The sequence below is a fragment of the Aeromonas sp. QDB17 genome (assembly GCF_027705305.1).
Classification (GTDB): Bacteria; Pseudomonadota; Gammaproteobacteria; order Enterobacterales; family Aeromonadaceae; genus Aeromonas; species Aeromonas caviae.
The window spans coordinates 271,283-295,535 of sequence record NZ_JAPDBP010000002.1 but is presented as its reverse complement, the minus strand read 5'-3'; the positions used below and the strand labels follow the sequence as shown (position 1 = coordinate 295,535).

The 24,253-nt window shown below is 63.1% G+C and carries 23 protein-coding genes, 2 tRNA genes and 3 pseudogenes; 20 read left to right on the top strand and 8 right to left on the bottom strand.

The genetic code is table 11. The features are described from left to right. Positions 1-24 precede the first annotated feature (24 nt). Positions 25-480 carry a GNAT family N-acetyltransferase gene (locus OKC41_RS03145; protein ID WP_201893858.1) on the top strand — a complete coding sequence of 152 codons (456 nt, stop codon included), beginning with the start codon at positions 25-27 and terminating at the stop codon, positions 478-480. Between the two features lie 26 nt (positions 481-506). After that, positions 507-953 (top strand): GNAT family N-acetyltransferase, encoded by a 447-nt coding sequence (locus OKC41_RS03140; RefSeq protein WP_201893859.1) that lies wholly within the window; start codon positions 507-509, stop codon positions 951-953. 54 nt (positions 954-1,007) lie between these two features. Here the strand turns inward: OKC41_RS03140 and OKC41_RS03135 are convergent, their stop codons facing one another. Both OKC41_RS03135 and OKC41_RS03130 read right to left on the bottom strand, forming a co-directional pair. Further along, positions 1,008-2,396 (bottom strand): DEAD/DEAH box helicase, encoded by a 1,389-nt coding sequence (locus OKC41_RS03135; RefSeq protein WP_041215085.1) that lies wholly within the window; start codon positions 2,394-2,396, stop codon positions 1,008-1,010. A 195-nt stretch (positions 2,397-2,591) separates the two neighbouring features. Beyond that, positions 2,592-3,068 carry a glutathione peroxidase gene (locus OKC41_RS03130; protein ID WP_048207793.1) on the bottom strand — a complete coding sequence of 159 codons (477 nt, stop codon included), beginning with the start codon at positions 3,066-3,068 and terminating at the stop codon, positions 2,592-2,594. A gap of 208 nt (positions 3,069-3,276) precedes the next feature. Here OKC41_RS03130 and OKC41_RS03125 point away from each other — a divergent pair, with 208 nt between their 5' ends. The 7 genes and pseudogenes from OKC41_RS03125 to OKC41_RS03095 all read left to right on the top strand — a co-directional run bounded on the left by OKC41_RS03125 (position 3,277) and on the right by OKC41_RS03095 (position 7,277). Next, complete coding sequence (locus OKC41_RS03125) at positions 3,277-3,885, top strand: 2OG-Fe(II) oxygenase (RefSeq protein ID WP_041211488.1); 609 nt, start codon at positions 3,277-3,279, stop codon at positions 3,883-3,885. Positions 3,886-4,085: 200 nt separating this feature from the next. After that, positions 4,086-5,075 carry a D-alanine--D-alanine ligase gene (locus OKC41_RS03120; RefSeq protein WP_041215087.1) on the top strand — a complete coding sequence of 330 codons (990 nt, stop codon included), beginning with the start codon at positions 4,086-4,088 and terminating at the stop codon, positions 5,073-5,075. Between the two features lie 190 nt (positions 5,076-5,265). Then, a complete protein-coding gene (locus OKC41_RS03115) occupies positions 5,266-6,015 on the top strand; it encodes a DTW domain-containing protein (protein WP_270671744.1) in 750 nt (249 codons plus the stop codon). A gap of 2 nt (positions 6,016-6,017) precedes the next feature. Beyond that, positions 6,018-6,131: pseudogene (locus tag OKC41_RS03110) on the top strand (DTW domain-containing protein); the annotation flags it as partial. A gap of 2 nt (positions 6,132-6,133) precedes the next feature. Continuing rightward, positions 6,134-6,247, top strand: a pseudogene (locus tag OKC41_RS03105) (DTW domain-containing protein); the annotation flags it as partial. Positions 6,248-6,249: 2 nt separating this feature from the next. Further along, positions 6,250-6,366: pseudogene (locus tag OKC41_RS03100) on the top strand (DTW domain-containing protein); the annotation flags it as partial. Positions 6,367-6,497: 131 nt separating this feature from the next. Continuing rightward, a complete protein-coding gene (locus OKC41_RS03095) occupies positions 6,498-7,277 on the top strand; it encodes a TSUP family transporter (RefSeq protein ID WP_010674863.1) in 780 nt (259 codons plus the stop codon). Between the two features lie 52 nt (positions 7,278-7,329). On the opposite strand, the gene OKC41_RS03090 is transcribed toward OKC41_RS03095, so the two are convergent. Together OKC41_RS03090 and OKC41_RS03085 are read right to left on the bottom strand one after the other, a co-directional pair. Then, the gene (locus tag OKC41_RS03090; protein WP_201893861.1) at positions 7,330-8,262 is read right to left on the bottom strand and encodes a LysR family transcriptional regulator; all 933 of its coding nucleotides are present in this window, start codon (positions 8,260-8,262) and stop codon (positions 7,330-7,332) included. Positions 8,263-8,313: 51 nt separating this feature from the next. Then, the gene (locus tag OKC41_RS03085; RefSeq protein WP_041215090.1) at positions 8,314-9,231 is read right to left on the bottom strand and encodes a DMT family transporter; all 918 of its coding nucleotides are present in this window, start codon (positions 9,229-9,231) and stop codon (positions 8,314-8,316) included. 178 nt (positions 9,232-9,409) lie between these two features. Between OKC41_RS03085 and OKC41_RS03080 the strand changes: the two genes are divergently transcribed. The 8 genes from OKC41_RS03080 to yjjG all read left to right on the top strand — a co-directional run bounded on the left by OKC41_RS03080 (position 9,410) and on the right by yjjG (position 15,761). Then, positions 9,410-10,297 carry a helix-turn-helix domain-containing protein gene (locus tag OKC41_RS03080; RefSeq protein WP_042878017.1) on the top strand — a complete coding sequence of 296 codons (888 nt, stop codon included), beginning with the start codon at positions 9,410-9,412 and terminating at the stop codon, positions 10,295-10,297. Positions 10,298-10,359: 62 nt separating this feature from the next. Continuing rightward, positions 10,360-10,482, top strand: a complete 123-nt coding sequence (locus OKC41_RS03075; protein ID WP_256094327.1) for a hypothetical protein — start codon at positions 10,360-10,362, stop codon at positions 10,480-10,482. A gap of 76 nt (positions 10,483-10,558) precedes the next feature. Beyond that, a complete protein-coding gene (locus tag OKC41_RS03070) occupies positions 10,559-12,193 on the top strand; it encodes an ATP-dependent endonuclease (protein WP_039038583.1) in 1,635 nt (544 codons plus the stop codon). A gap of 106 nt (positions 12,194-12,299) precedes the next feature. Next, entirely contained in the window at positions 12,300-13,019 is a 720-nt protein-coding gene (locus OKC41_RS03065) for a hypothetical protein (RefSeq protein WP_201893862.1), read from the top strand. A 235-nt stretch (positions 13,020-13,254) separates the two neighbouring features. Further along, positions 13,255-13,328, top strand: a tRNA-Met gene (locus OKC41_RS03060). Positions 13,329-13,341: 13 nt separating this feature from the next. Beyond that, a tRNA-Met gene (locus tag OKC41_RS03055) sits at positions 13,342-13,418 on the top strand. Between the two features lie 144 nt (positions 13,419-13,562). Then, positions 13,563-15,047, top strand: a complete 1,485-nt coding sequence (locus tag OKC41_RS03050) for a leucyl aminopeptidase family protein (RefSeq protein ID WP_201893881.1) — start codon at positions 13,563-13,565, stop codon at positions 15,045-15,047. A 33-nt stretch (positions 15,048-15,080) separates the two neighbouring features. Further along, positions 15,081-15,761, top strand: coding sequence for a pyrimidine 5'-nucleotidase (gene yjjG / locus OKC41_RS03045; RefSeq protein ID WP_041215092.1), 681 nt, complete (start codon positions 15,081-15,083; stop codon positions 15,759-15,761). Positions 15,762-15,832: 71 nt separating this feature from the next. Here the strand turns inward: yjjG and OKC41_RS03040 are convergent, their stop codons facing one another. The 4 genes from OKC41_RS03040 to elyC form a co-directional block, all read right to left on the bottom strand. Further along, entirely contained in the window at positions 15,833-17,089 is a 1,257-nt protein-coding gene (locus OKC41_RS03040; RefSeq protein WP_201893883.1) for an amidohydrolase, read from the bottom strand. Between the two features lie 1,306 nt (positions 17,090-18,395). Then, entirely contained in the window at positions 18,396-19,367 is a 972-nt protein-coding gene (gene pfkA, locus OKC41_RS03035) for a 6-phosphofructokinase (protein WP_010674852.1), read from the bottom strand. A gap of 143 nt (positions 19,368-19,510) precedes the next feature. After that, positions 19,511-20,266, bottom strand: coding sequence for a triose-phosphate isomerase (gene tpiA / locus OKC41_RS03030; protein WP_029314576.1), 756 nt, complete (start codon positions 20,264-20,266; stop codon positions 19,511-19,513). A gap of 135 nt (positions 20,267-20,401) precedes the next feature. After that, the gene (elyC, locus tag OKC41_RS03025; protein WP_201893884.1) at positions 20,402-21,187 is read right to left on the bottom strand and encodes an envelope biogenesis factor ElyC; all 786 of its coding nucleotides are present in this window, start codon (positions 21,185-21,187) and stop codon (positions 20,402-20,404) included. Between the two features lie 128 nt (positions 21,188-21,315). Here elyC and cmoM point away from each other — a divergent pair, with 128 nt between their 5' ends. The 3 genes from cmoM to mukE all read left to right on the top strand — a co-directional run bounded on the left by cmoM (position 21,316) and on the right by mukE (position 24,244). After that, positions 21,316-22,092, top strand: coding sequence for a tRNA uridine 5-oxyacetic acid(34) methyltransferase CmoM (gene cmoM / locus OKC41_RS03020; protein ID WP_039040723.1), 777 nt, complete (start codon positions 21,316-21,318; stop codon positions 22,090-22,092). Between the two features lie 114 nt (positions 22,093-22,206). Continuing rightward, positions 22,207-23,526, top strand: coding sequence for a chromosome partition protein MukF (gene mukF / locus OKC41_RS03015; RefSeq protein ID WP_039040724.1), 1,320 nt, complete (start codon positions 22,207-22,209; stop codon positions 23,524-23,526). Next, positions 23,507-24,244, top strand: coding sequence for a chromosome partition protein MukE (mukE, locus tag OKC41_RS03010; protein ID WP_029314572.1), 738 nt, complete (start codon positions 23,507-23,509; stop codon positions 24,242-24,244). Before mukF ends, mukE begins: the two co-directional genes overlap by 20 nt. The last annotated feature ends 9 nt before the right edge of the window (positions 24,245-24,253 follow it).

The following is a 24,253-nucleotide window of genomic DNA, read 5'->3' as shown; positions in this document are numbered from 1 at the left end:
GAGTGGCAGATCAGGAGGTGTGTCATGGTGGTGATCAGAGAGTGCAGGGAGCAGGATCTGGCGGGCTTGCTCAGCCTTTACGCCGAGCTCAGACCCCGGGATCCCGTGATGACGCCCGCCATGGCGAGGGAGACGCTCGCGAGCCTGCTGGCCAGGCCCGAGGTGCGGATCATCGTGGCAGAGGTGGGTGGCGAGCTCGCCGCCACCTGCCAGCTCGGGGTGATCCCGACTCTGACCAACGGTGGCAGGCCCTTTGGCATCATAGAGCACGTGGTAACGGCCGCAGCGTTCCGGCGCCAGGGGCTGAGCCAGAAGGTGCTTGAAGAGGCGCTCTCCCTGGCCTGGGGGCTGGGTTGCTACAAGGTAATGCTGCTCTCGGGGGAGGGGCGCGATGAAGCCCACCGCCTCTATGAGAAGCTGGGCTTCAAGGCGGGCATCGAGAAGGGGTTTGTCATCAAGCAGGCCATGGCGGCCGGGTAGGTTTCCCACCATCGAGTGAACGGAATATGAGACTGGAACAGGCTGTGGGCGGGGATTATCAGGCCCTGATCGTCCTCTGGGAGGCGTCGGTGCGCGCCACCCACCATTTTTTGCCAAAGGAGGAGATAGCGATCCTGCGCGAGCTCATCCTGGCTCACTACTTCGAGGCGGTGACCCTCACCTGCGCCCGTGACGGGCAGGAGATCGCCGGCTTTTGCGGGGTACACGAGGGCAATATCGAGATGCTCTTCGTCGACCCCGGCAGGCAGGGGGGCGGAGTGGGCCGCCTGCTGGTCGCCGATGCCATCCACCGCCTGGGGGCGACCCGGGTGGACGTCAACGAGCAAAATGAACCGGCCCTCGGTTTTTATCGCCACCTGGGTTTCGAGGTGGTGGGCCGCTCGGCACTGGACGGGCAGGGCAAACCTTATCCCCTGCTGCATCTGTCCCTGTCTGCCGGGGCTGGCGCATGAAAAAACCGCCCTCGGGCGGTTTTTTGTTGTTCAGGACGCAGGGCTCGCACCGTCTCACTCCTCGTTGGAGTTGTCCTGATAGTCGCCCCGCTGGGCCTTGGGCAGACGGCGCATGGGGGCGAAACCGATGTCCTCGCCCACCACTTCCCGCTTGCGGGCTGGGGCTGGCTTCTTGCCGCCATCGCTCTTCGCCTTGCTCTTTCCTGCGGTTGTTTTGCCGTTGCCACCCTTGGTATTGGCGGCGCCACGGGCGCGGGGCGGGTTTTGCACCGGCTTGCTGCCCGGCAGGGTTTGACGGCTCGGCTTGCCGCTCGGCTCGTACCCTTCCAGGATCTCCACGGTCAGGGATTGGCCGATCAGCGCCTCGATCTCCTTGAGCTGACCCAGCTCGTCCTGGCTCACCAGGGAGATGGCCTCGCCGCCGCGCCCGGCACGGCCGGTGCGGCCGATGCGGTGGATGTAATCCTCCGCCATCTGGGGCAGCTCGAAGTTGATCACGTGGGGCAGCTGATCGATGTCCAGACCCCGTGCGGCGATATCGGTGGCAACCAGCACCCGCACCTTGCCTTCACGGAAATCCGCCAGCGCCCGGTTGCGGGCCCCCTGGCTCTTGTCACCGTGGATGGCGACCGTATCCAGGCCATCTTTCTGCATTTGCTGGGCGAGCCTGTCGGCAATCTGTTTGGTGCGCACGAACACCAGCACCCGCTGCCAGTTGCCACGGCCAATCATGTGGGAGAGCATCTCCCGGCGGCGTTCCCGATCGACCTGGATGATGCGCTGGCTTACCTGCTCTGCGGCGGTGTTGCTGGGATCCACCTCGATGAGGGTGGGATCCTTGAGCAGATCGTCCGCCAGCGCCTTGATGTCATTGGAGAAGGTGGCGGAGAAGAGCAGGGTCTGACGCTCCTCCGGCAGGGCCTTCATGATGCGGCGAATGTCGGTGATGAACCCCATGTCGAGCATTCTGTCCGCTTCATCCAGCACCAGTACCTCGAGGGCGCTCAGGGTCAGGGCACCCTGGGTCAGCAGATCCAGCAGGCGGCCCGGGGTGGCGACCAGAATGTCGACCCCGAGCTTGATGGCGTCCAGGTTTGGCTTGATGCTGACGCCGCCATAGGCGATCAGGGTACGAAACGGCAGGTGGTGGGCATATTTGATGATGCTCTCACCCACCTGGGCGGCCAGCTCCCGGGTCGGGGTCAGCACCAGGGCTCGCACCTGGCGACGACCGCCACGGCCGTGGTTGGCCAGCAGTCGATGAAGCATGGGCAGGGTGAAACCGGCCGTCTTGCCCGTGCCTGTCTGGGCGCCGCCCAGCACGTCCTGCCCGGCCAGGATGGCGGGAATGGCTTGCTGCTGGATGGGGGTGGGTTGTTCGTAACCCAGCTCCTTGACGGCCCGCAGGATGTGCGGTGACAGACCCAGTTCATTGAATGACATGTTCGAGGGACACTCCGAGCCTTGGGCTCAACGGGTGACGGCAGCCTTGGTCCGTCACGACATGGAAAATAGGGTGGGTCGCCATCGAGGCTGGGCCTGAGCCCGGCAAAGCGACCGCACAAGAGACAGTGGGCGCGTAATATAGCAGATGCGAGGCGTACGCGCAGCAGCCGTGTCGCGAGCGGCGCACGCCCGTCAGAGCAGTCCCTCGATGGCCTGCACCAGATCCTCCGGCCTGGTCTGGGGGGCGAAGCGGTCCACCACCCGGCCTTCACGGTCAATCAGGAACTTGGTGAAGTTCCACTTGATGGCCTCGCTGCCAAGGAGTCCGGGCTTTTGCTCCTTGAGCCAGCGATAGAGGGGGTGGGTACCGGCGCCGTTGACCTCGCACTTGGCCATCAGGGGGAAGCTGACCGGGTAGTCGAGAGAGCAGAAGCGGGCGATCTCCTCGGCATCGCCCGGCTCCTGATGGCCGAATTGATCGCAGGGGAAGCCCAGGATCTCGAAGCCTTGGGGGCCGAACTGGCGATAGAGGGCCTCAAGCCCGGTGTATTGGGGGGTAAAACCGCAGCGGCTTGCCACGTTGACCACCAGCACGACACGGCCCTGCAGATCGGCGGTGGACCAGGCCGTGCCATCGAGTCGTTGCAGGGGGATGAGGGGCAGGGGCATGGTTTCTCCTGATGCAAGAGGGGCGACAAGGCGCCCGGGGGACAATCCTTGCACGTTAACGGGCCGAGGGCCGGGGAGCAAGGGGGAGGGCGTCTGTGCCCCCCAGACTCCTATTGATGGCGGGACTTCTCAAGAGAAGCAATCCGGTTTGTGCCGATGGTCCGAAGTCGCTACAAAGCGCACTCTCTCCCCTCGCTGCGAGCCTATCTTGGACTATCAAGCCGTCATGGATGCCATCTACACCCGGGGTTGGGTGATAGTGGATGATTTTTTAACCGCCGCCGAGGTGGATGCCCTCAAGGCCTGCCTGCCGGACGAGTGGCGACCGGCGGGGATCGGGCGTGAGACCCTGCATCAGGACAACCGCGATATCCGTCGGGATCAGATCCACTGGCTCGACGCCTCCCTCGGCGCGCCGGTGGCCGACTATCTGGCCCGGATGGAGTCCCTGCGTCTGGCCGCCAATCGCAGCCTGATGTTGGGGCTGTTCGACTACGAGGCCCACTTTGCCCGCTACCGTCAGGGAGACTTCTACGCCACCCATCGCGACGCCTTCGCCGGGCGATCCAACCGCCGGCTCACCTCGGTGTTCTACCTGAACAACGACTGGCAGCCAGAGGCGGGGGGAATATTGCGGGTCTATGACGACAGCGAGCAGTTTCTGATGGATGTCTCCCCCCGGGGCGGGCGGCTGGTGCTCTTCCTGTCTGAAGAGTTTCCCCACGAGGTGCTGCCCGCAAGTCGGGAGCGCTACAGCATTGCCGGCTGGTTTCGGGTCAACGGCAATGGCGCCGGGCGGGTCGATCCCCCCCGCTGAGCGCATTTCATCCTGTTTCTGACACAGGAAGAGACTTTTATCTGCCCGGGCAGGGGGAGGTGCGCCCCATCGGCTGACAAGGCTTCCCCTCCCTTGCTACACTGCCCGCACTTATGTTCGTTTCTGGCTTCGTCCGGTTTTCATGCGGTTGGGTTTGACATGGTGATGACGAAGCCGCTTCTCCCAAGGGATCACATCTAATGAAGAACATGCATGTCTTGCTGCTGTGCGGCGGTGGCGGCTCCGAGCACGAAGTCTCGCTGCGCAGCGCCAATTTCCTCGAAAAACAGCTCGGGCTCCTGCCCGGTATCGAAGTGACCCGGGTCGAGATGTTTGCCGACCGCTGGCTCTCCGCCGACGGTCGCGAGTGCAAGCTGGGGCTGGACAAGCTGCTCTCGTTCGACAGCGTGGCCCGTCCGGTGGACTACGTGGTGCCCTGCATCCACGGTTATCCCGGTGAGACCGGCGATCTGCAATCCTTCCTCGAGCTGGCCGGCCTGCCTTATCTGGGTTGTGACGCCGAGGCGAGCAAGGTGTGCTTCAACAAGATCACCACCAAGCTGTGGCTCACCGCCATCGGCATCCCCAATACCCCCTACCTGTTCCTGACCGAGCAAGGCGAGGCGAGCCTGACCGAGGCGAAAGCGGCGCTGGCCAAGTGGGGCAAGGTCTTCATCAAGGCGGCCTCCCAGGGCTCTTCCGTGGGTTGCTACTCCGCCAGCAACGAGGCAGACCTAGTGAAGGGCATTGCCGATGCCTTCGGTTACTCCGAGCAGGTATTGATCGAAAAAGCGGTCAAGCCCCGCGAGCTGGAAGTGGCGGTCTACCAGTATGGTGACGAGCTGGTGGCCACCTATCCGGGGGAGATCTGCGTACCCCAGGACAAGTTCTACACCTATGAAGAGAAGTACAGCAGCGCCAGTCACACCGAGACCGCGCTCAAGGCCGAGGGGCTGACACAGGCCCAGGCCGATGCCATCCACGAGTACGCGCTCAAGGCGTTCCGTCAGCTCAAGCTGACCCATCTGTCGCGCATCGACTTCTTCCTGACCGAAGAGGGGGAGATTTTGCTCAACGAGATCAACACCTTCCCAGGCATGACCTCCATCTCCATGTTCCCGAAACTGCTGGAGCACCACGGCCACAGCTTCGCGCACTATCTGGAGCAGATTCTGCGAAAGGCGGTCTGACATCGCCAGACCCGGTTGCAACGGATGGTGAGTAGGGGCCTCAGGGCCCCTTTTTTCATGGGGGAGAGGCGGGCAGAACGCTGGAGGGAAGGGGGCTGGGCGCCGCCCGGCAAGCCTTGCCGCCAGGAGGGCGCACCGTTACAATCAGCCCCCTTTTGTCCCGCCACAGGCACCGTCAGAGCCGCGTTCCATGAAGCCCATCCCCGATCACGCCGTCAACCGCCTGCGCATCTGGCGCAAGAGCGTCTCGACCCGACCCTTTCTTGCCCGTGGCGGCAGCGTGCCACGCTGCGATGCCTGCCAGCTGCGCCACGACTGGTGTGCCTGCGACTGGCGCCCGGCGCTCAAGGCCGAGGCCGGTTTCTGCCTCATGATGTATGACAGCGAGCCCATGAAGCCCTCCAACACCGGGCGGCTCATCGCCGACGTGCTGCCGGACTCCACCTGGGCCTTTCTCTGGTCGCGTACCGAACCCCATCCCGAGCTGCTGGCCCTGCTGGCAGATCCCGCCTGGCAGCCCTACGTGGTCTTTCCCGCCTGCGAGAAAGTGCCCGACCGTCTGACCGGCGAGGTGGTACTGGCCCCCGGCAAGAAGCCGCTGTTCATCCTGCTGGACGGCACCTGGCCCGAGGCGCGCAAGATGTTCAACAAGAGTCCCTATCTGGACGGCTTCCCGGTGCTCGCCATCAAGCCGGATGCGCTCTCTACCTACGGCATGCGCGTCGCCCACAGCGACGAGCACCTGTGCACTGCCGAGGTGGCCGCCTGCGTGCTGGAAGTGGCCGGGGAGCTGCGGGCGGGACAGGCGCTGCAGCTCTGGTTCAATCTCTTCAGCAGCCGCTACATGGCTGGTCGAGTGAGCCGTGCGCCCGGCGAGGATGAAGCGCCCCTGCTGGAGGGGCTGGAGGCCATCAAGGGCCAGAACCGCTCTCTGGATTAATCCTCATCAGCAGCCGCTACATGGCTGGCCGGGTGAGCCGTGCGCCCGGCGAGGATGAAGCGCCCCTGCTACAGGGGCTGGAGGCCATCAAGGGCCAGAGCCGCGCTCTGGATTAATCCTCATCAGCAGCCGCTACATGGCTGGCCGGGTAAGCCGTGCGCCCGGTGCGGATGAAGCGCCCCTGCTGGAGGGGCTGGAGGCCATCAAAGCCCAGAGCCGCGCTCTGGATTAATCCTCATCAGCAGCCGCTACATGGCTGGCCGGGTAAGCCGTGCGCCCGGTGAGGATGAAGCGCCCCTGTTGCAGTGGGTGGCGGCTATCAAAGCACAGGCCCTCTCGCACGCTGATTAATGAAAATAAGGAATTAGTTGGCTGCCATTGTTTCGTTGGCTTCATGAGCCCGCCCTCGCTAGGATAGCGACCTGTTGACTCCTTCAGGCTCCAGGCCATGCCGGGCGCCGCCAATCACACGAGGTCTATGGATGGAACTGGAACTGCTCACCCTGGTCGCCCTGTTCGGGGTGGCCCTCATCGCCGGCTTTATCGATGCCATCGCCGGGGGCGGGGGACTCTTGACGGTGCCGGCCCTGCTGGCCACCGGCATGCCGCCGGCCCTGGTGCTTGGCACCAACAAGTTGCAGAGCAGTTTCGGTTCCTTCTCCGCCACCTGGTTCTATGCTCGCAAGGGGCTCCTTGAGTGGGCCATCATCTGGCCGGCTGTCATCTGCACCTTCATCGGGGCGGCCATCGGCACCCTGGCGGTGCAGACCATCGATGCCGCCATCCTGGAGCGGCTGCTCCCCTTCCTGCTGATGGCGTTTGCCTGCTATTTCTACTTCTCCCCCAGGGTGAGCGATGCGGAGAGCCAGCGCCGCCTCACCCCCATGGCGTTCGCCTTGCTGGTGGGCGGGGGCGTGGGCTTTTATGACGGCTTCTTCGGGCCGGGCACGGGGTCGTTTTTTGCCATCGGTTTCGTGGCCCTGGCGGGCTTTGGCATGGCGCGGGCCACTGCCCACACCAAGCTGCTCAACTTCACCTCCAACATCGCTTCCCTGCTCTTCTTCACCCTGGGGGGCAAGGTGGTGTGGAGCGTGGGGCTGTGCATGGCGCTGGGGCAGTTCATCGGGGCGCGCATGGGCTCCAAGCTGGTGCTCAAGAAAGGGGTGAAGCTCATCAAGCCGCTGCTGGTGACCGTCTCCCTGGTGATGTCCGCCAAGCTGGTGTGGAGCCAGTACCCCGAGCTTTTTGCCTGGCTGGGCTGAGCCGGTACCCGCCATGACGAGGGCCCGATCGCAGATCGGGCCCTCTTGCGTTTCAGCCCTGTGCCGATAGTTGCCGGAAATGGGCTTGCAGCGCCTGCACCAGGCGGGCAATGCGATCGCGCTTGAGGCTGTTTGGCCGATAGACCAGGTGGAGCGGGCGGCCCAGTCCCGGCAGGGGGCGTGCCTGTGTCCCCTGCTCACCCACCAGCGCCAGCAGGCCGGCGGGCAGGAGCACGGGGCCAATGCCTGCCTTGGCCAGCTCGATCAGCGCCAGGTAGGAATCGAGCTCCATGGCGGGGATAAGCCCGAGGGCGGCCAGGGGCTCGCGCAGATAGCGGTTGGAGGGGTTCTCCAGATCCATGGTCAGGATCTTGCGCACCTTGCCCTGCACCCCCTTACTCACGTCGCCTTCAGCCAGTTGCTTGCTGGTCACAGTTTCTTGCAAGGCGCTCTGGTGATCCGGCTGCGCCGCCTCATCCAGAGTGTCCCCCACCAGATAGAAGGGCTCCTCCAGCAGCCGTTCGGCACACAGCCCATGGCCCGGCGGCAGGCGACCGGCGCAGATCCCGAGCAGGGCATCCCCGCCGCGCACCCGGGCCAGAATGACCGGGGTGTGGTGGGTAGAGAGGGCAATGTGGGGATCCCGTTCAAGGTAGGCGTGCATGAAGCGGGCGAGGTAGCCCGCCAGCAGGGTTTCGGAGCAGGCGATGGACAGAGGGGTCTGATCCGTGAGGATCTGGCTGTCCGCCAGCACCCCCTTCATTTCGGCGAGGCTCGGGGCTACCCGGGCGAGCAGCTCACGGGCCTGGGGAGTGAGGCGGATATGACGGCCATCCGGCTCGATGAGCTTCTTGCCAAGGCGCTGCTCCAGCTGGGCGATGCGCTTGCTGACCGCCGACTGACTGATATAGAGGCGGCTTGCAACCTTGGCCATGGTGCCCTCGCTTGCCAGCAGGCAGAGTGTCTCCAGCCCTTCCAGTAACATGCGTCCTCCCTCCTCGTGTGTTGGACGCGGTTACCTTAGGGGCTGGTGGCATCAGGGGCAAGTACCGTTTGCGGCCCTTGATAGCGGCCAGCGCCATGCCTTGACGGGGGGCGCGAAGATCACCAGGTTGCCGATGAGGCTCACCACCACGCCGACGATGGAGACCGTCTGCCAGACAAAGCCTTCATAGAAGGTGGAAAGGGTGAGGGCCACCAGGGGGAAGAGCACGGTGGCGTAGGCCGCCTTGCTGGCACCGATGCGCCCCACCAGGGTGAGGTAGGCGGTGAAGGCGATGACGGAGCCGAAGATGGCCAGATAGACCATGGCGGCGAGGTAGCGCGGGTCGGTGGGCAGGGTGAGTGACTGACCGAGTACCGTGACCCAGCCCAGCAGCAGCGCCACGCCGTAGACCATACCCCAGGGTACCATCTGCAATACGTGATAGCCCTGGCGCTGTCCCCGGGCGGAGACCAGGTTGCCCAGGGAGAAGCAGAGAGTGCCGGCGCATGCAAAGAGCAAGCCCTTCCAGCCGTTTGCACCCAGTTGCGCATCCGCCAGCACCGGCCAGAAGAGCAGCAGGGTGCCAAGCAGCCCCAGCAACGATCCTTGCAGCCAGCGCAGGCCCGGTCGTTTACCCTCGAACAGCCAGAGATTGAGGCCGTTGAAGATGCTGGCGCTGGCGAAAATCACCGCCGACAGGCCGCTCGGGATATAGAGGGTGGCGTGGTAGAAACAGAGGAAGTTGGTGGAAAATAGCAACGCGCCGAGCAGGGCTGCATAACGCTGGCCCGCCCAGGGCAGGCGCGGAAACTTGCCGCTCACCGTGAGCAGGGCGAACAGGGCCAGGGCCGCCAGGGCGAAACGATAGAGCACCGAGACCTCGATGGGGATGGGGCCGAGCTGCCAGGCGATGGCAATCCAGGTGCTGCCCCAGATGAGGACGGTGGAAACATAGAGCATCAGATTCATGGTGTGATCCCATCAAGAGAAGATGATGTGATCAGCATGAACCGTGAGGCGGGGGGCCGGCTTGCACCATCTTGCGGTTTTTTCAACGGAGGCGCAGCCTTTGACCATGAGGCGCGATAAGATGGCGACAGGAAAGGGGCGGCAAGTGCCAGAGAGGGACGCAAGCGTGCAGCATGCCATGCAGCAGACAAGACAGGCAGGGGTCTTTGATGCCCTGGTGAGCACAGGTGCCAGGCTGGAGGACTCCTGCTGGCTGGAGCCCGGGCTCGGGGTGGCGAGCTGGTGCAACCGCTACGATCAGACCCGCTACCACAAGCCGGGCAACCACACCATCAGCGTCTACCTGCAGGGGGGCGAGCAGACCGAGCGGCTGGACGGCCCCGGTGGCCATGGCGGTGCGGGCAAGGTGTGCATCATGCCGGATCACCACAGATCCGAGTGGCTGGTGCGCGAGGAGTTTCGCTTCTTCCACCTCTACTTCACCCCCGCCCACTTCACCCGTATCGCCGAGCAGGCGTGTGACAAGGAGGGGCGTCATCTGCAACTGGAAGACAAGACCTTCATCGACGATCCCCAGGCGGCGGCCCTGGTGCAGGGGCAATTGATGAAGCTGGACTGGCAGCACGGCATCGATCGCATGGCGCTCTCCCACGGTGCCTGGATGCTGATGCTGCACGCCTATCGCCATCACACCCGCGAGGCCCCGGCGCTGCCGGAGGTGCGCGGCGGCCTGGCACCCGCCGTGGTGCGCCGGGTACAGGAGTATCTGCAGGCTCACCTGGCCGAGTCGGTCACTCTGGGAGAGCTGGCCCGGGAGGCGGGTCTGAGCGAATACCACTTCGCCCGGATGTTCGGGCAGAGCCTGGGCTGTCCGCCTCACCGCTACCTGCTCGGGCTGCGGCTCAAGCGGGCCAAGCAGTTGCTGGCGGGAAGCGAGCCTCTGGCCAGCATCGCCGCCCAGTGCGGCTTCTCCTCCCAGGCCCATTTTGGCAACCGCTTTCGGGAGGCGTTCGGCCTGAGCCCGGGCCAGTGGCGAGCCCAGTTGTCATTCTCCTGTCACAGATAACCCTGAGACTCTGGGCAAAAGAGGTGTACCCTCTGTCCCTTGTCCATTGAAAGGAATGCCCATTGAATCATCGCAAACGTCAGACCCGTACTCGCCATCTCTGGTTCAACCACTGGAATGCCCCCCTCTATCGCGCCACCCAGCCGACGCCGCCCGAACCGCTCGTTCCTCACAGTTCCCGCTGAAAACGCCGTAACCCGATAGGATTTTTCCGGCAACTTTGCCACTATTGCGCCATCAGGATGGACTGGATATGGCCGCATGTTTCTGGAACGCATTGAAGTCAAAGGTTTTCGCGGAATAAATCGCCTCTCCCTCGGGCTGGACAACACCACTGTGCTCATCGGCGAAAACGCCTGGGGCAAATCCAGCCTGCTGCGGGCCCTCTGGTGCCTGCTGGGGGATGCCGAGCCCTATCAATTTGGTCAGGATGATTTTCACCGGCCCGAAGATCCCGAGCTCGAACCCTCGCGCACGCTGCAACTGGTGCTCACCTTCAGCGAGTATCGTCCCCAGATGTGCCAGCACTCCCGCCGTCTGGCCCGCCTCGGTGCGGCCTGGATCCCCCACAAGGACAAGTTCCACCGGGTGCATTATCGTGCCAGTGCCGAGTTGCAGGACGATGGCAGCGTGCTCACCACCCACGACTTTCTCGACGGCATCGGCAAGAGCCTGGCCATCGACAACAACGAGGCGCTGGTGCGTCTGCTCATCACCATGAACCCGGTGTTCAGGCTGCGGGATGCCCGTACCGCCCGGGAGGGCATCGAGCGGCTGCCCTGGGGGGATCTGTGCGAGCAGCGGCTGGACGAGCTGGCCGGCAAGCTCACCGACGAGCCCCAGCGCATCGGCGAGCCAGAACTCAAGGAGGCGCTGCAGGCGGTGCAGCAGTTGATGGAGCACTACTTCAGCGCCCTGGCGCCCATCAAGCACAAGCCTCGCAGCCAGCGGGATATCGTCAATCGCCCCATGACCCTGCGCAATCCCGGCAACCTGCAGGTGCTGCTGCGCAATGCGGATAACCGGGCGCTGCAACTGGCCATGGCGGGTATGGCGGCCATGCTGCTCCACGCCCGGGGCAACCGGGAGCTGGAGGAGGGGGCCAGACCCATATTGATGCTGGAAGACCCAGAGAGCCGCCTGCATCCCACCATGCTGGCCCTGGCCTGGGGTCTGCTGGAGCAGTTGCCCGGCCAGAAGCTGCTCACCACCAACTCGGGGGACCTGCTCTCCTCCTTGCCTCTCAATCAGGTGCGCCGTCTGGTGCGCCGCCAGCAGGACATCCTCTGCCATCAGTTGGGAGGGGAGCGCTACAGCAGCGACGATCTGCGCAAGATTGCCTTCCATGTGCGCATCAACAGGCCCATGTCGATGTTTGCCCGCTGCTGGTTGCTGGTGGAAGGGGAGACCGAGATCTGGCTGCTCTCGGAGCTGGCCCAGATCTGCGGCTACAGCCTGCGGGCGGAAGGGGTGCGCATCATCGAGTTCGCCCAGTGCGGCCAGGCCCCCCTCATCAAGGTGGCCCGGGACTTTGGCATAGAGTGGCACCTGCTCACCGACGGTGACGAGGCGGGTGCCAAGTATGCGAGCTCCGCCCGCTCCCTGCTCAAGGGGGAGCGCGAGCGGGATCGGCTGACCCAGTTGCCGGCGGCAGACATAGAGCACTACCTCTACCAGAACGGGTTCGAGGGGGTGTTCCGGCGCGAGGCGGGGGTCGGGGGGCGCTCCACCCTCAACGCCGGGCGCATCATCGCCAAGGCGATCCACCATCGCAGCAAGCCAGGCATGGCCCTGGCGGTGGTGGAGGAGGCGGAGCGCCTCGGCAGCGAGCACATTCCCCCTGTGCTCAAGCAGATGTTTGCCCGGGTGGTCGCCCTTGCCCGGGGACAAAGCTGACCGGCGACGTTGGGAAGACGGGGGGAGTTTGGATATACTCCCTGCCTCTTGTCCTTCCTTACCCTGTGACGGGTGCACCCGCACCCGGACTGCTGCCGGAGACCCTATGTTCGTCCAACTTCCTTTTTGGCTCTTTCCCCTGACCGGTCTGATGGCCCTGGGGGCCCTGATCGCCGTGGGGCTCGTCCTGTGGCGCGGGGATCTCTGCCCGGGCCAGCGCTCGCGGATCACTACCCAGCTCTTCTCGGTCTGGGTGATCACCGGGCTCTCTCTGATGCTGGCGGTGGAGGCCAAGGTTGCGGGCTGGCTCATCTGGAGCGGGGGGGCCGCCCTGGTGCTCGGTATCGTGCTCTCCCTGCTTCAGTCTCGCCTGGAGGGCAAGCGCGCCATCCCCGCCACCCTGCTGTGGTTGCCCACCATGCCGCTCGCCCTCTACGGGCTGGGTCTGATGCAGATCCAGGGCTGGCTCGGCGGCCTGCTGCAGATGGTGCTGCTGGGGTCGGCCTTTGCCCACCTGATGCTGCTGCGTGCCCGCCACCGCCTGCAAGCCTTCAATCTGCTGCTGCCCCTGGCGGGGCTCGTCTCCGCCATCCTGAGTCTTATCTGGCTGGCGGTGCTGGTGGGTTGGCAGGGGAGCAGCGCAGGGCTCGACCCGCTGATCCCCGGGGTAGTGACCCAGGCTGGCCTGCTGGTCGCAGCCCTGCTGCTCTGGTTCAGCCCCATCTACCGTCAGCAGGAGACGGCCCCCGTGGTGGTCTCCGTGACCCTGTGCGGCCTCATCATCGCCCAGATTGCGGCGACCAGCGTGTTGCACCAGCTCGCCTGATCCCGGCGCATCCTCCCGCCCGCACCCTGTTGTGCGGGCTTTTTTTATGGCAAAGAGGGGCAAGTCGGGGGGAGCGCGGGGAGGGGCCTGAGGGGCGAGAGATCGCTAGCTGCCTGAAAAAACTGCGATTTGTTGCAAAAGAGCGCAGTATGTGATGGTTTAATCCCCGAATAAACTTTTTTTAGGATATTTACTTGCAATCTCAGCGTTGGCGCCTATTATGGGCGACCTCGGACGCGGGGTGGAGCAGCTCGGTAGCTCGTCGGGCTCATAACCCGAAGGTCGTCGGTTCAAATCCGGCCCCCGCTCGCTACAATTCGGACGCGGGGTGGAGCAGCTCGGTAGCTCGTCGGGCTCATAACCCGAAGGTCGTCGGTTCAAATCCGGCCCCCGCAACCAACTTCTGACTGCTTTTCTTCTGCATTACCTCTCTGATTCCCTCCAGCATTTGTTGCTTACACACAATAATGTGTGTTTTTCCGATCCCTCTCGCCATTTGTTCGGTATCATCCTGCTTTCTGTTCATGGATGAGGCCGCACCCTGTGATGACCCCTTTTAGCTATTCTTCTCCCCAAATCACGATGCAGAGCACCTCCCTCGCCGAAGTAATGGCAGGGCCGGCTGCCGTCAAACTCCTGCTCATTGCCGACTCAGCGCGCGATACCCTGCTGGCGACGCCTCCCTTTGCCGCCGTGGCAACCCAGATAGCCCTGGGTCAGAAGGCCCCCTATTCCCTTGACGACAGTCAGGGGCTGCAACGGGTGATCTTCATGGATGCCCGCCCGGCCCTGGATCATCGGCTCTACAAGCAGGTGCGCAGCTGGGTGGGCTCGCTGGCGGGCCTCAAGGCGACGCACCTGGCGCTCCATCTGGAGGGCTTTGACGATGAGCATCGCGCGCAACTGGCAAGGGTGGTGCTCGCCTGCCTGCTCGCCGCGGATGTGACCCTGCCGACCCAGAAACGGAGTGAGGCGACAAGACCGGGTTATCAGCAGTTGCAACTTTCCCCCCCTTGCGAACTGGACATGGCCCGCCTGAGCGCAGAAACCGAAGGCAACGGTCTGGCTCGCCACCTGGCAGTGCTGCCAGCGTCCGAGCTCAATGCCCGTCATTACCGGGCCTATGCCCGGGAGCTGGCGCAGCAGGAGGGGTGGCAGTGGCAGGAGTTTGATAAGACGACCCTGGCACGGATGGGGGCTGGCGCCTTCCTGGCGGTGGCCCGTGGTTCGGCGGACGGTCAGGCCGCCATCGTCAGGCTCAGTTACTGTCCGGCCAACCCGCTGCGCCGCGTCGCGCTGGTGGGCAAGGGGATCTGCCACGACTCCGGTGGCTACAACCTGAAAGTCGGTGGCAGCATGTATGGCATGCACCTAGACATGGGGGGCAGCGCGGTGGCCCTTGGCACGCTGCTGGCCATCAGCCGGGCGAAACTCCCCGTTGAGGTGCACTGCTGGCTCGCCATCGCCGAGAACCACATCGGCCCGCAGGCCTTCCGGCCCGGTGAGGTGGTGACCGCGCTGAACGGCACCACCATCGAAGTGGTGGACACCGACGCCGAGGGGCGCATGGTGCTGGCGGATGCCCTGACCCTGGCGGCCGGGGACAAGCCCGACTTGCTGATCGACTACGCCACCCTGACCGGCGCCTGCAAACGGGCGCTCGGCAGCCGTTACAGCGGCGCCTTCACCAACCGCCCCGAGTGGCTCACCACGCTGATAGCGCTGGGCCAGCAGAGCGGGGAGCGAGTCTGGCCCTTCCCCCTGGACGAGGATTACGATGACAACCTCGATAGCGAGTGGGCCGATCTGTTACAGTGCGCGCCGGGCGCCTCCCCGGATCACATCGATGCCGCCCGTTTTCTCACGCGCTTCGTGCCCGCCGAGCTTCCCTGGTTGCACCTCGACCTGAGTGGTTTTCGCAACAAGGGGGGCAATGGCGTGGTGGGCAGCGAGGTAACCGGCTTTGGTGTCAGGCTGACCCTGACCCTGCTCGACAGCCCTCTGGGGATGGGTGCGCCCGACGCATGACAACGTGGCCAAGCACAATCAATAAGGACAAGCGTGAAACAAACAAGCTATGACTGGGTGCTGTTCGATCTGGACGAAACCCTGCTCGATTTTCCGGTCGCCAGGGCGCTGGAGCGGACCCTGCAGATCTACGGCGTGGCGCCGACTCCCCCCAAGATGGCGGAGTACCATGCCCTCAACCAGCGGCTCTGGCAGCAGTACAACTCAGGGGAGATTGACGCCACCCATCTGCAGCAGACCCGTTTTTCGCTCTTTGCCGAGCAGGTCAACGTGGCACCCATGGCGATGAACGAGACCTTCCTGCAGCAGATCATCGCCCTGAGCGTGCCGCTGGAGGGGGTGGAGGAGACCCTGCAGGCCCTGAAGAGCAAGGTCAGAATGGGGATCATCACCAACGGCTTCAGCCTGCCCCAGCGCGGGCGCCTCGACAAACTGGGCTGGAACAGCTGGTTTGAGCCTCTCGTTATCTCTGACGAGGTGCAGGTGACCAAGCCGGCGGCGGCCATCTTCCAGCATGCCCTGGCGCAGATGGGTCAGCCGAGCCCGGCGCGGGTGTTGATGGTGGGGGACAATCCCAAGACCGACATCGCCGGTGCCGCCGCCCAGGGTCTTGCCACCTGCTGGTACAACCCGGGGCGGGAGACAGGTCCGTGCGAGGCGACCCACGAGATCCACCACTTCGCCCATCTCTGTGCGATCGTGCTGGGAGAGTAGGTCCCCTATGCCCGCAAGGGTGTAAAAAAACAAGGCAGCCCATGGGCTGCCTTGTTTGCATTCGGCGTCTGCTAGCGGCCGAGGCGGGCGAGCAGCCAGGCCTCCAGCAAGGCCACTCCGGGGGCCAGCACGGTTTCGTCGAAGTCGAACTCCGGATGATGGTGGGGGGCCGCGAGGTTGGCTCCCAGGATGAGATAGGCGGCTTCGCCGCCGTGCTGCTGTACCCGCTCGATGAGGAAACCTGCATCCTCGCTGGCCCCGAAGCGGCGGGTGTGGATGGTATCAAGGGAGATCCCCTGTGCGAGAGGCACGATTTCCTCGATGAGGGCTGGGCTGTTCTCGATGCCGATCGCTTCCCCCTGTTTGCGGATGTGGTAGGTCGCGCCCTGCATCAGGGCCGCTCCCTCCACAATCTGCTGCACCTGATTGAACATGTAGTCGTTGAGGGCGGGCGTCGCGCCACGGGTCTCCCCCATCAGGCGGGCATGGCCCGGGATGACGTTGCGTCCACTGCCGCCGTTGAGCTGCCCCACGTTGATGCGGGTCATGCCGTCCCGATGGCGGGGAATGCCGAGCATGGCGGTGGTGGCCATGCAGGCCGCCGCCAGGGCATTGTGGCCCACGTTGGGCTCGAGCCCCGCATGGGCGGCTTGCCCCATGAACTCCACGTCGAATTTGGTTGAACAGAGAAACTCGGTGGGGTTGACCACCAGCTCACCGCTGCTCGCGTGAATGCCGATGTGTAGTGCCAGCAGGGCGTCCACGTCGTCGAGCTGCCCCCCTGCCGCGAGCGCCTTGCCGCCTCGGCAGCCCTCTTCAGCCGGCTGGAAGAAGAGCTTGATGCGGCCAGTGAGGCGATCAGCGAGGGCCGCGATCCGCTCGGCCAGCACCAGCCCGATGGCGGTGTGACCGTCGTGGGCACAGGCGTGCATCCAGCCCGGGTTGGCGGAGTGCCAGCCTCCCTGGCCGGGCAGGTGTGACGCCTCCTGGCTCTCTTCGACCTCCACCGCATCGATATCGAAGCGAAACGCCAGGGTGGGGCCGGGGCGCCCGCTCTCCCAGAGTCCCATCACGCCGGTGAGTGCGTCGATCCGCGTCAGCCACTCCGGATGCGCCCCCTGGTACAGGGCACGGGCCTTCTGGGCCTGGACGTCTATTTCCCGTCCCATGATGAGGGTGCTGGCGAGCAGTTGATCCCCCAGCATGATGGAGAAACCGAGTTCACTGAGGTGTTGGGCGATGAGGGTGGTGGTGCGAAATTCACACCAGGCGGCTTCGGGGTGACGATGAAGGTCGCGGCGCCAGTGGCGCAAGGCATCCTGAGTCATGGTGGTTCCTGCGTGGCAAATCCAGCGGCCATTGTGACGGGCAGGGGGGCAAGAGTAAATCCCGCAGGGGGAGATGCGACAAGGGGAGCCCGGGCTCCCCTTGAAAGATGGTATGGATGTCGACGAGGTCGTTTTGTGTGCGCAGATCGCACTCAATGATGGCTTGGCATCATCCTTTGCCAGAGCGCGTCAAAAACCCATGTTGCAGTCTGTTTTTTGAACCAACCTCTGGTGCAGAGGTGGCAGATGGCTGATTGACCGACTTAGAGCTGTGCCAGCGACGGTATGGAGACGGCAACCAGAGTGAAAAACACGGTGAAAACGGCGGTAACTACGAATTCTTTCATGATTTTATCTCCCTTGGTTGGCTCATGATGGAACCAAGATACCACAACAGAACGATAAAACAACGAAAAATGTAATTATGAGGCAAAAATGGTTTGGTGGTGAGTTATGGTTGCATTTTTCCAAGTTTAAGGGCGTTTTTTGCCCAGGGAAGGGTTTCATGGTGATTTCAGTGAAAAACGAGACATATAAAGTCTTTAAATACATTGAGTTATGTTGTTTTCATGACTCTCTTCTTGGTGGTTTCGATTGGGGTCTTTTTGGTGATCTCCATTTTTCGGCAGAAAAATGGCCTGCGGGATGCGCCGATTGGTGTCGCCATAGGGAGGTTGGTGGCTGTCAGCCAGGTTTTGTCATTCCATGTCATGTTTTCTCACGACTTGTGTCCTAACCCCAGTCTGCAAGGCTGTTGCCAGCCAGGGTTATCCAATGAAGGCTCAATTTTCTGCTCATCCCAAACAGGCTGGGAGCAAAAAGAGTACGGAAAAACGACAAAAGGGCCGCCAAAGGAGCATGGAAGGGAAGGGGGAAGGCGGGAAAATGGGGGTTCGATCTTCATGGGGCCTTGGGTGGCCGGAAGCCCCGTTTTTCGCTGTTTTCTTGGGGGGGCGAGCCACTGGGGCCGCGCGCAGGGGAAGCGGGCGATATCGTCGGCCCACCCGGGTTGCTATATGGCGCCAGTGTGATGGGGTGAAGGGTGGGGGAGGCCTGGCGCAGGGCCGTGGCACGGCGGCACCAAGGCCTTTATCCAGACCCGTCGCGAACAAGGTGAGCAAGCAGAAACGCGGGGGAAAGAAGTAAAGGAGAAGGTCATGGGATCAGAGGCTCAGGGCCGCCGGGCAAGGGGTAAGAGATGGCGACAGTGGCCAGTGGAAAGTCGGGCCCCCGCAGAGGGAGTAGGGGGTGAGGAGCCCGCATAAAAAAACCCTCCAGAGGAGGGTTTTTTGTCAGACCACAGCCTTTAGAACAGGGTGGTGGAGAGATCGTACAGCTCCTGGTTGAACGGGCGCTTCAGGTTCTCGATGCAGTCGATGATGTCGTGGTGTACCATCTCGTTGCCCTGAATGCCGACGCAGCGGCCACCCTGGCCCGCCAGCAGTTGCTCGACGGCGAAGGCACCCATGCGGCTGGACATGATACGGTCACGGGCAGTGGGAGAACCGCCACGCTGGATGTGACCCAGGATGGTGGCGCGGGTTTCGCGGCCGGTCATGGCCTCGATGTCTTTCGCCAGGGCGTTGACGTCGGTGACGTGCTCGCAGATGGTGATGATGGCGTGCTTCTTGCCCTTGGCTTCCCCTTCCTTGATCTGTTGCAGCAGCTTCTCCTTGTCGAAGGCCACTTCCGGCACGATCACGTATTCGGCACCACCGGCAACGGCGGCAGACATGGCCAGATCGCCGCAGTGGCGGCCCATGATCTCGACCACGGAGATGCGGTGGTGGGAGCTGCAGGTGTCGCGCAGGCGGTCGATGGCGTCAACCACCACGTTCAGAGCGGTGTCAAAGCCGATGGTGAAGTCGGTACCGGCGATGTCGTTGTCGATGGTGCCCGGCAGGCCGATGCAGGGGAAGCCCTCTTCGGTCAGCTTCTTGGCACCCATGTAGGAGCCGTCACCGCCGATGACCACCAGGGCGTCGATGCCGTGTTTCTTCAGGTTTTCGACCGCTTCGGCACGGACTTTCGGATCCTTGAAGGCGGGGAAACGGGCGGAGCCGAGGAATGTACCGCCACGGTTCACGACGTCGGAGACGCTGTGACGCTCGAGCTTGACGATACGGTCCTGGTGCAGACCGAGGTAGCCATCATAGATGCCGTAAACTTCCAGGCCATGATGCAGACCGGCGCGCACCACGGCGCGGATGGCTGCGTTCATACCCGGTGCGTCACCACCACTGGTCAAAACACCAATACGTTTGATTTGTTTGGTCATGAGTGCCTCTGGATCTGAGTTGTCGAAAATCAAGATTCTGAAAAATACGGCTGGCCGCTTTTACTATATCGGCTTTCCTATGGCGAGAGGGTCCATAGGAAAGCGATATGCAAAGAGGGGCGGGGCCCCTCTTTGCTTGGCGCTTACTTGGCGGCGCCAGCGATGATCTGGGAGAAGTCGTCCACTTTCAGGGACGCGCCACCCACCAGGCCACCGTCGATGTCCGGCTGGCCGAACAGGTCGGCAGCGGTGGCGCCAGTCACGGAGCCGCCGTACAGGATCTGTACCTTGGCAGCCACGGCTGCATCAAAACCGGCCAGGTATTGACGGATGTGAGCATGCACGGATTGTGCGATCTCCGGGGTGGCGGTCTTGCCGGTGCCGATGGCCCATACCGGCTCGTAAGCGATGACGGCGTTCTCGAAGGAGGCGATGCCGCAGCGATCGATCACGGCCTTGAGCTGGGTCTCGACCACCTGGTTGGTGGTACCGGCTTCGAACTGGGCCAGGGTTTCACCGATGCACAGCACGGGGATCAGGCCGCCCTTCTGGATGGCTTCGTACTTGGCAGCCACCACGTCGTCGGTCTCTGCGTGCAGGGTACGACGCTCGCTGTGACCGACCAGGGAGTAGGTGCAGCCGAAGGCTTTGAGCATGGAGGGGGCGTTTTCGCCGGTGAAGGCGCCGGACTCGTGAACGTCGGCGTTCTGGGCACCGTAGGCGATCTTGCTGCCGGCGGTCAGCTGTTCAACCAGACCCAAAAAGATAACCGGCGGGCAGACGGCCACTTGCACGGAAGGATGAGCGGCAGCGGCCGGGGTCAGTCCTTTGATCAGGGCTTCTACAGAAGCCTTGGTGCCGTTCAGTTTCCAGTTACCCATTACCAGGTGCTGTCTCATCTTCTATATCTCCTAGGCATTTGATTGCGCAACATTATATGAATTGAACCGAGCCCAAGATAGCTGACCCGGCGGCAAATGACGTAATTTTTTTTCGCTTTCCTGATCCAAATCAGGAATGCAAGGCGCGATTGCTCACTCGGTGACCTGCCCACGCAAACGGGCCCACCATACCCCAATCCACTCGTGAATGGCAGCCTCGGAATACATCAGATAACGCCCCTTGGGCAGGTAGCTGTAGAGGGGTTGCGGCTCCTGACTCTGCTTGGCGGTGTAATCGGTGGGAGCAGGCACTGCATCGAGTCCCTGACTGCGATAGAGGGCCATGGCCCGGGGCAGGTGGGTGGCCGAACTCACCAGCGCCACCCGCTTGCCGTTGAGGTGGGCGGCGATGCTGACCGCCTCGTCATGGGTGTCTTTGTTGTTTTCAAACAACGTCATGCGCGCACGCGGGATGCCAAGGCTTGCCGCCATGCGGGCGTTGACCTCGGCGTTCGACAGGGAATCCCCGGCCACGGCGCCGGAGAAGACCAGCTCGGCCTCTGGATAGGCCAGGGCCAGGCGAACCCCTTCCAGGGTGCGCGCCAGGGAGATGTTGTTTTGCCAGGCGCGCTCTGGGATGGCCGGATCGCTCACATGACCGTTGCCCAGCACGACGATGGCCTGGATGTCAGGATGCTGGCTCACCTCGAAGGGGGGATAGGTCTGCTCCAGGCTGCGGGCCAGCTCGTAGCTCACCGGCCGCGTCCCCATCAGGGCGATGATCACCAAGGAGAGGGTCGCCAGCAGCCTGCCGCTTTTTTGAAAGCGGGTGAACCAGAGCAGCACGAGCGCCAGCACCAACAAGGAGAGAGAGAAGGGGAGCGGCATCAGCAGATGGCCCAGCCATTTCTTGATGACAAAGAAGTTGAGCTCGAACACGACAGACACGTCCTTGAGTTTTCAGCAAATTCGGGATGTGACAGAATACCCCTCTTTTTTCCTGTGGCCCAATCCTGTGTGGTTCCTCCTGCGGCCCTCATGGCGGGGCGGTCGAAGATGAGTGTGTCTTGAAGCAAGATCAGAGTTTTGACGGGCGCGCGGACAAGTTCGCTCGCAACATTTACGACTCCACCAAGGGGCGCATTCGCACCACCATTGTCTGGAGTGACATCGAAGCCTGCCTGGCGCGCCTGGGCAACCGGCCGCTGCGCATCCTGGATGCCGGCGGCGGCTTTGGCTACTTCGCCCAGAAACTGGCGGCCATGGGCCATCAGGTGGAGCTGTGCGATTTGTCGGCAGAAATGCTGGATCTGGCCCGGGAGCAGATCGCCCAGAAGGGGTTGGAAGACAGAATTCGTCTCATCCATTGCCCCATTCAGGATCTCAAGCACCAGGTGACCGGCACCTTCGATCTGGTGCTCTGTCACGCGGTACTGGAGTGGCTCGCCGAGCCGCGCCAGACCTTGCTGGGTCTGTTCCCTTTCGTCAAGGCAGGGGGCATACTGTCGCTGCTTTTTTACAATCGTCACGGCCTCCTGTTCCAGAGCCTGGTGGTGGGCAATTTTGACTATGTGCGCCTGGGCCTTCGCAAGAAACGCCAGACAGCCCTGACTCCCACCAATCCCCAGTTGCCGGAGCAGGTCTATGACTGGATAGGCCGGGGGGGATTGCGGATCATCGGCAAGACCGGGGTGCGCGTCATCCACGACTACATGCGCCACAAGCAGGATCAGGTCGAAAAGTTCGAGGACCTGCTGGCCATGGAGCAGCAATATTGCCGCCAGGAGCCCTTTGTTTCCCTGGGGCGCTACATCCATGTGATGGCCCAGAAACCGGCCGGTTGAGCCCCACCGGCGTGAATACGATGCGGGATCCAGCCGCCGGGGCGCCACCGACCCCGACCTATATCACCACGGCGGGCGAAGACCTGCCGACTATAACAACGAGATGATAACGTCATGATGAGTACATCCCGTACCCTGCCAGAGACGGTGGGATGGGTCAGACAGGAGGGGTTGGCGCTGAACCTCCCCACCGACAGGCTGGCCTTTCTGATAGCGATCAAGACGCTCTCCGAGGACGAGTCTGATCTCTCGGAGGCCGCGCTGCACGACGCCTTTGGCTATGTCAGCAGTGCCTTCGGCCAGATGGACGAGACCCTCACCGGTCGCGCCAACAACGCCATCAACGATCTCATTCGCCAGCAACTGCTGTCGCGTTTCACCACCGACATGGTGGCGGGGGAGAGCCTCTACCGCCTGTCGCGCCTTGGCATGAGCATCGTCGATTTCTTCATGGATCAGCGCCAGGTGGACTCCATCAAGCTCTCCATCCTGCTCGAGCACCTGGCGGCCGAGCTCGACACCGCCCGCAAGGCGGCGCTCGAGACCAACACCCGGGAGCAGTGGGACGCCGAGGTGCTGCCGCGTCTCTCCTTCTCCCTGGAAGAGACGCTCGGGCGCATCGATCTCACCCAGCGCGCCATGGACGAGCAGCAAAACCAGGTCAAGAGCGAGATCGCGGCCCTGCTGACCCAGAACTGGGTCGATGCCATCCACAGCTGCGAGAAGCTCCTGCACGAGACCGGCCAGACCCTGCGCGAGTTGCAGGACACCCTAGACGCCGCCGGCCACCGCCTGCAGGCGGGGCTGCTCAACATTCAGGAAGCGGCCCAGGGGCGTGATGATCTGTTCCACGTCGAGGAGCTGACCCACGCCCTGCAGGGGCGTCTGGACGTCATCACCGCCTGGGGCCAGCAGTGCATCGAGCTCTGGTCCCGTTATGACAGGCACGTTCACAAGTTCATCCGCAACGCCATCGACATGGACAAGAACCGCGCCTTCAGCCAGCGGCTGCGGGAATCCATCCGCAACTTCGAGCAGCACAGCTGGTTGTTGCGGGTGGCCGAAGAGCCCCGTTTGCTGGAGCTGCGGGATGAAACCATCGCCATCCACGACGAGGAGGTGACCGGCGAGGTGCCCCTCGAGATGGAGTACGTGGAGATGGTGGACATCAACCAGGAGCTGGCGGAGCGCATCGAGCGCTACCTGGCCCGCTACCCGGAGCAGGGAGATCGGCTGGATCTTGCCGACGTGCTGCGGGAATACCTGCTGGACTACCCGGCTCATGCCCACTTCGACGTGGCGCGCCTCCTGATCGATCAGGCCGTGCGTCTCGGCCATGCCAGCGGTGAGCGCGAACACCACCGCCAACCCGCATGGAAACCCATCAACCAAGCTGGATCCAAGGTTCAGGCCTATGTCATCGATCAATACTGAATTCCCCTTGCCCCTGCGTCTCGCAGAGGCCATCGCCAACCCCTTGTTTCCGCGCATCGACACCGCCCTGCGCTCCGGTCGCCACATCAGTGCCGACGAATTCGAGCAGCACTCTGCCCTGGTGGAGTACCACCAGGAGCTGGAGATCTTCTACGGCCGCTATCAGGTGGAACTCATCAAGGCGCCGGAAGGCTTCTTCTACCTGCGTCCGCGCCCGAGCGCCGACATCGGAACAACAGTGTTATCTGAGCTCGATATGCTGGTGGGCAAGGTGCTCTGCTACCTGTTCCTGAGCCCGGACAGGCTCGCCTCTGAAGGGGTGTTCGCCATGGGCGAGCTGCAAGAAGAGGTGCTGAGTCTGGCGGACGAGAAGCAACTGCTGCGCATGGTCAACAGCCGCTCCGGCGGCACGGATCTGGACAAGAAGAAGCTCCTCGAGAAGATCCGCACCTCCATGCGTCGCCTCAAGCGCCTCGGGATGATCACCCCCCTTGGCAACAGCGACAAATTCCGGGTCAACGAATCCGTGTTCCGCTTCGCCGCCGATGTGCGCTCCGACGAGGATCCTCGCGCGGTGCAACTGCGGATGATCCAGGAAGGGGAGGCCATCTTCCACGACGACGAGATGCCGAGCAGCGATTCCCTGTTCGAGGATATCGAAGAGGATCTGGACGAAGAGCAGCTGGAGCTGGAGGTGGAAGATGATCTGCAACGTTAATGTGCCGGC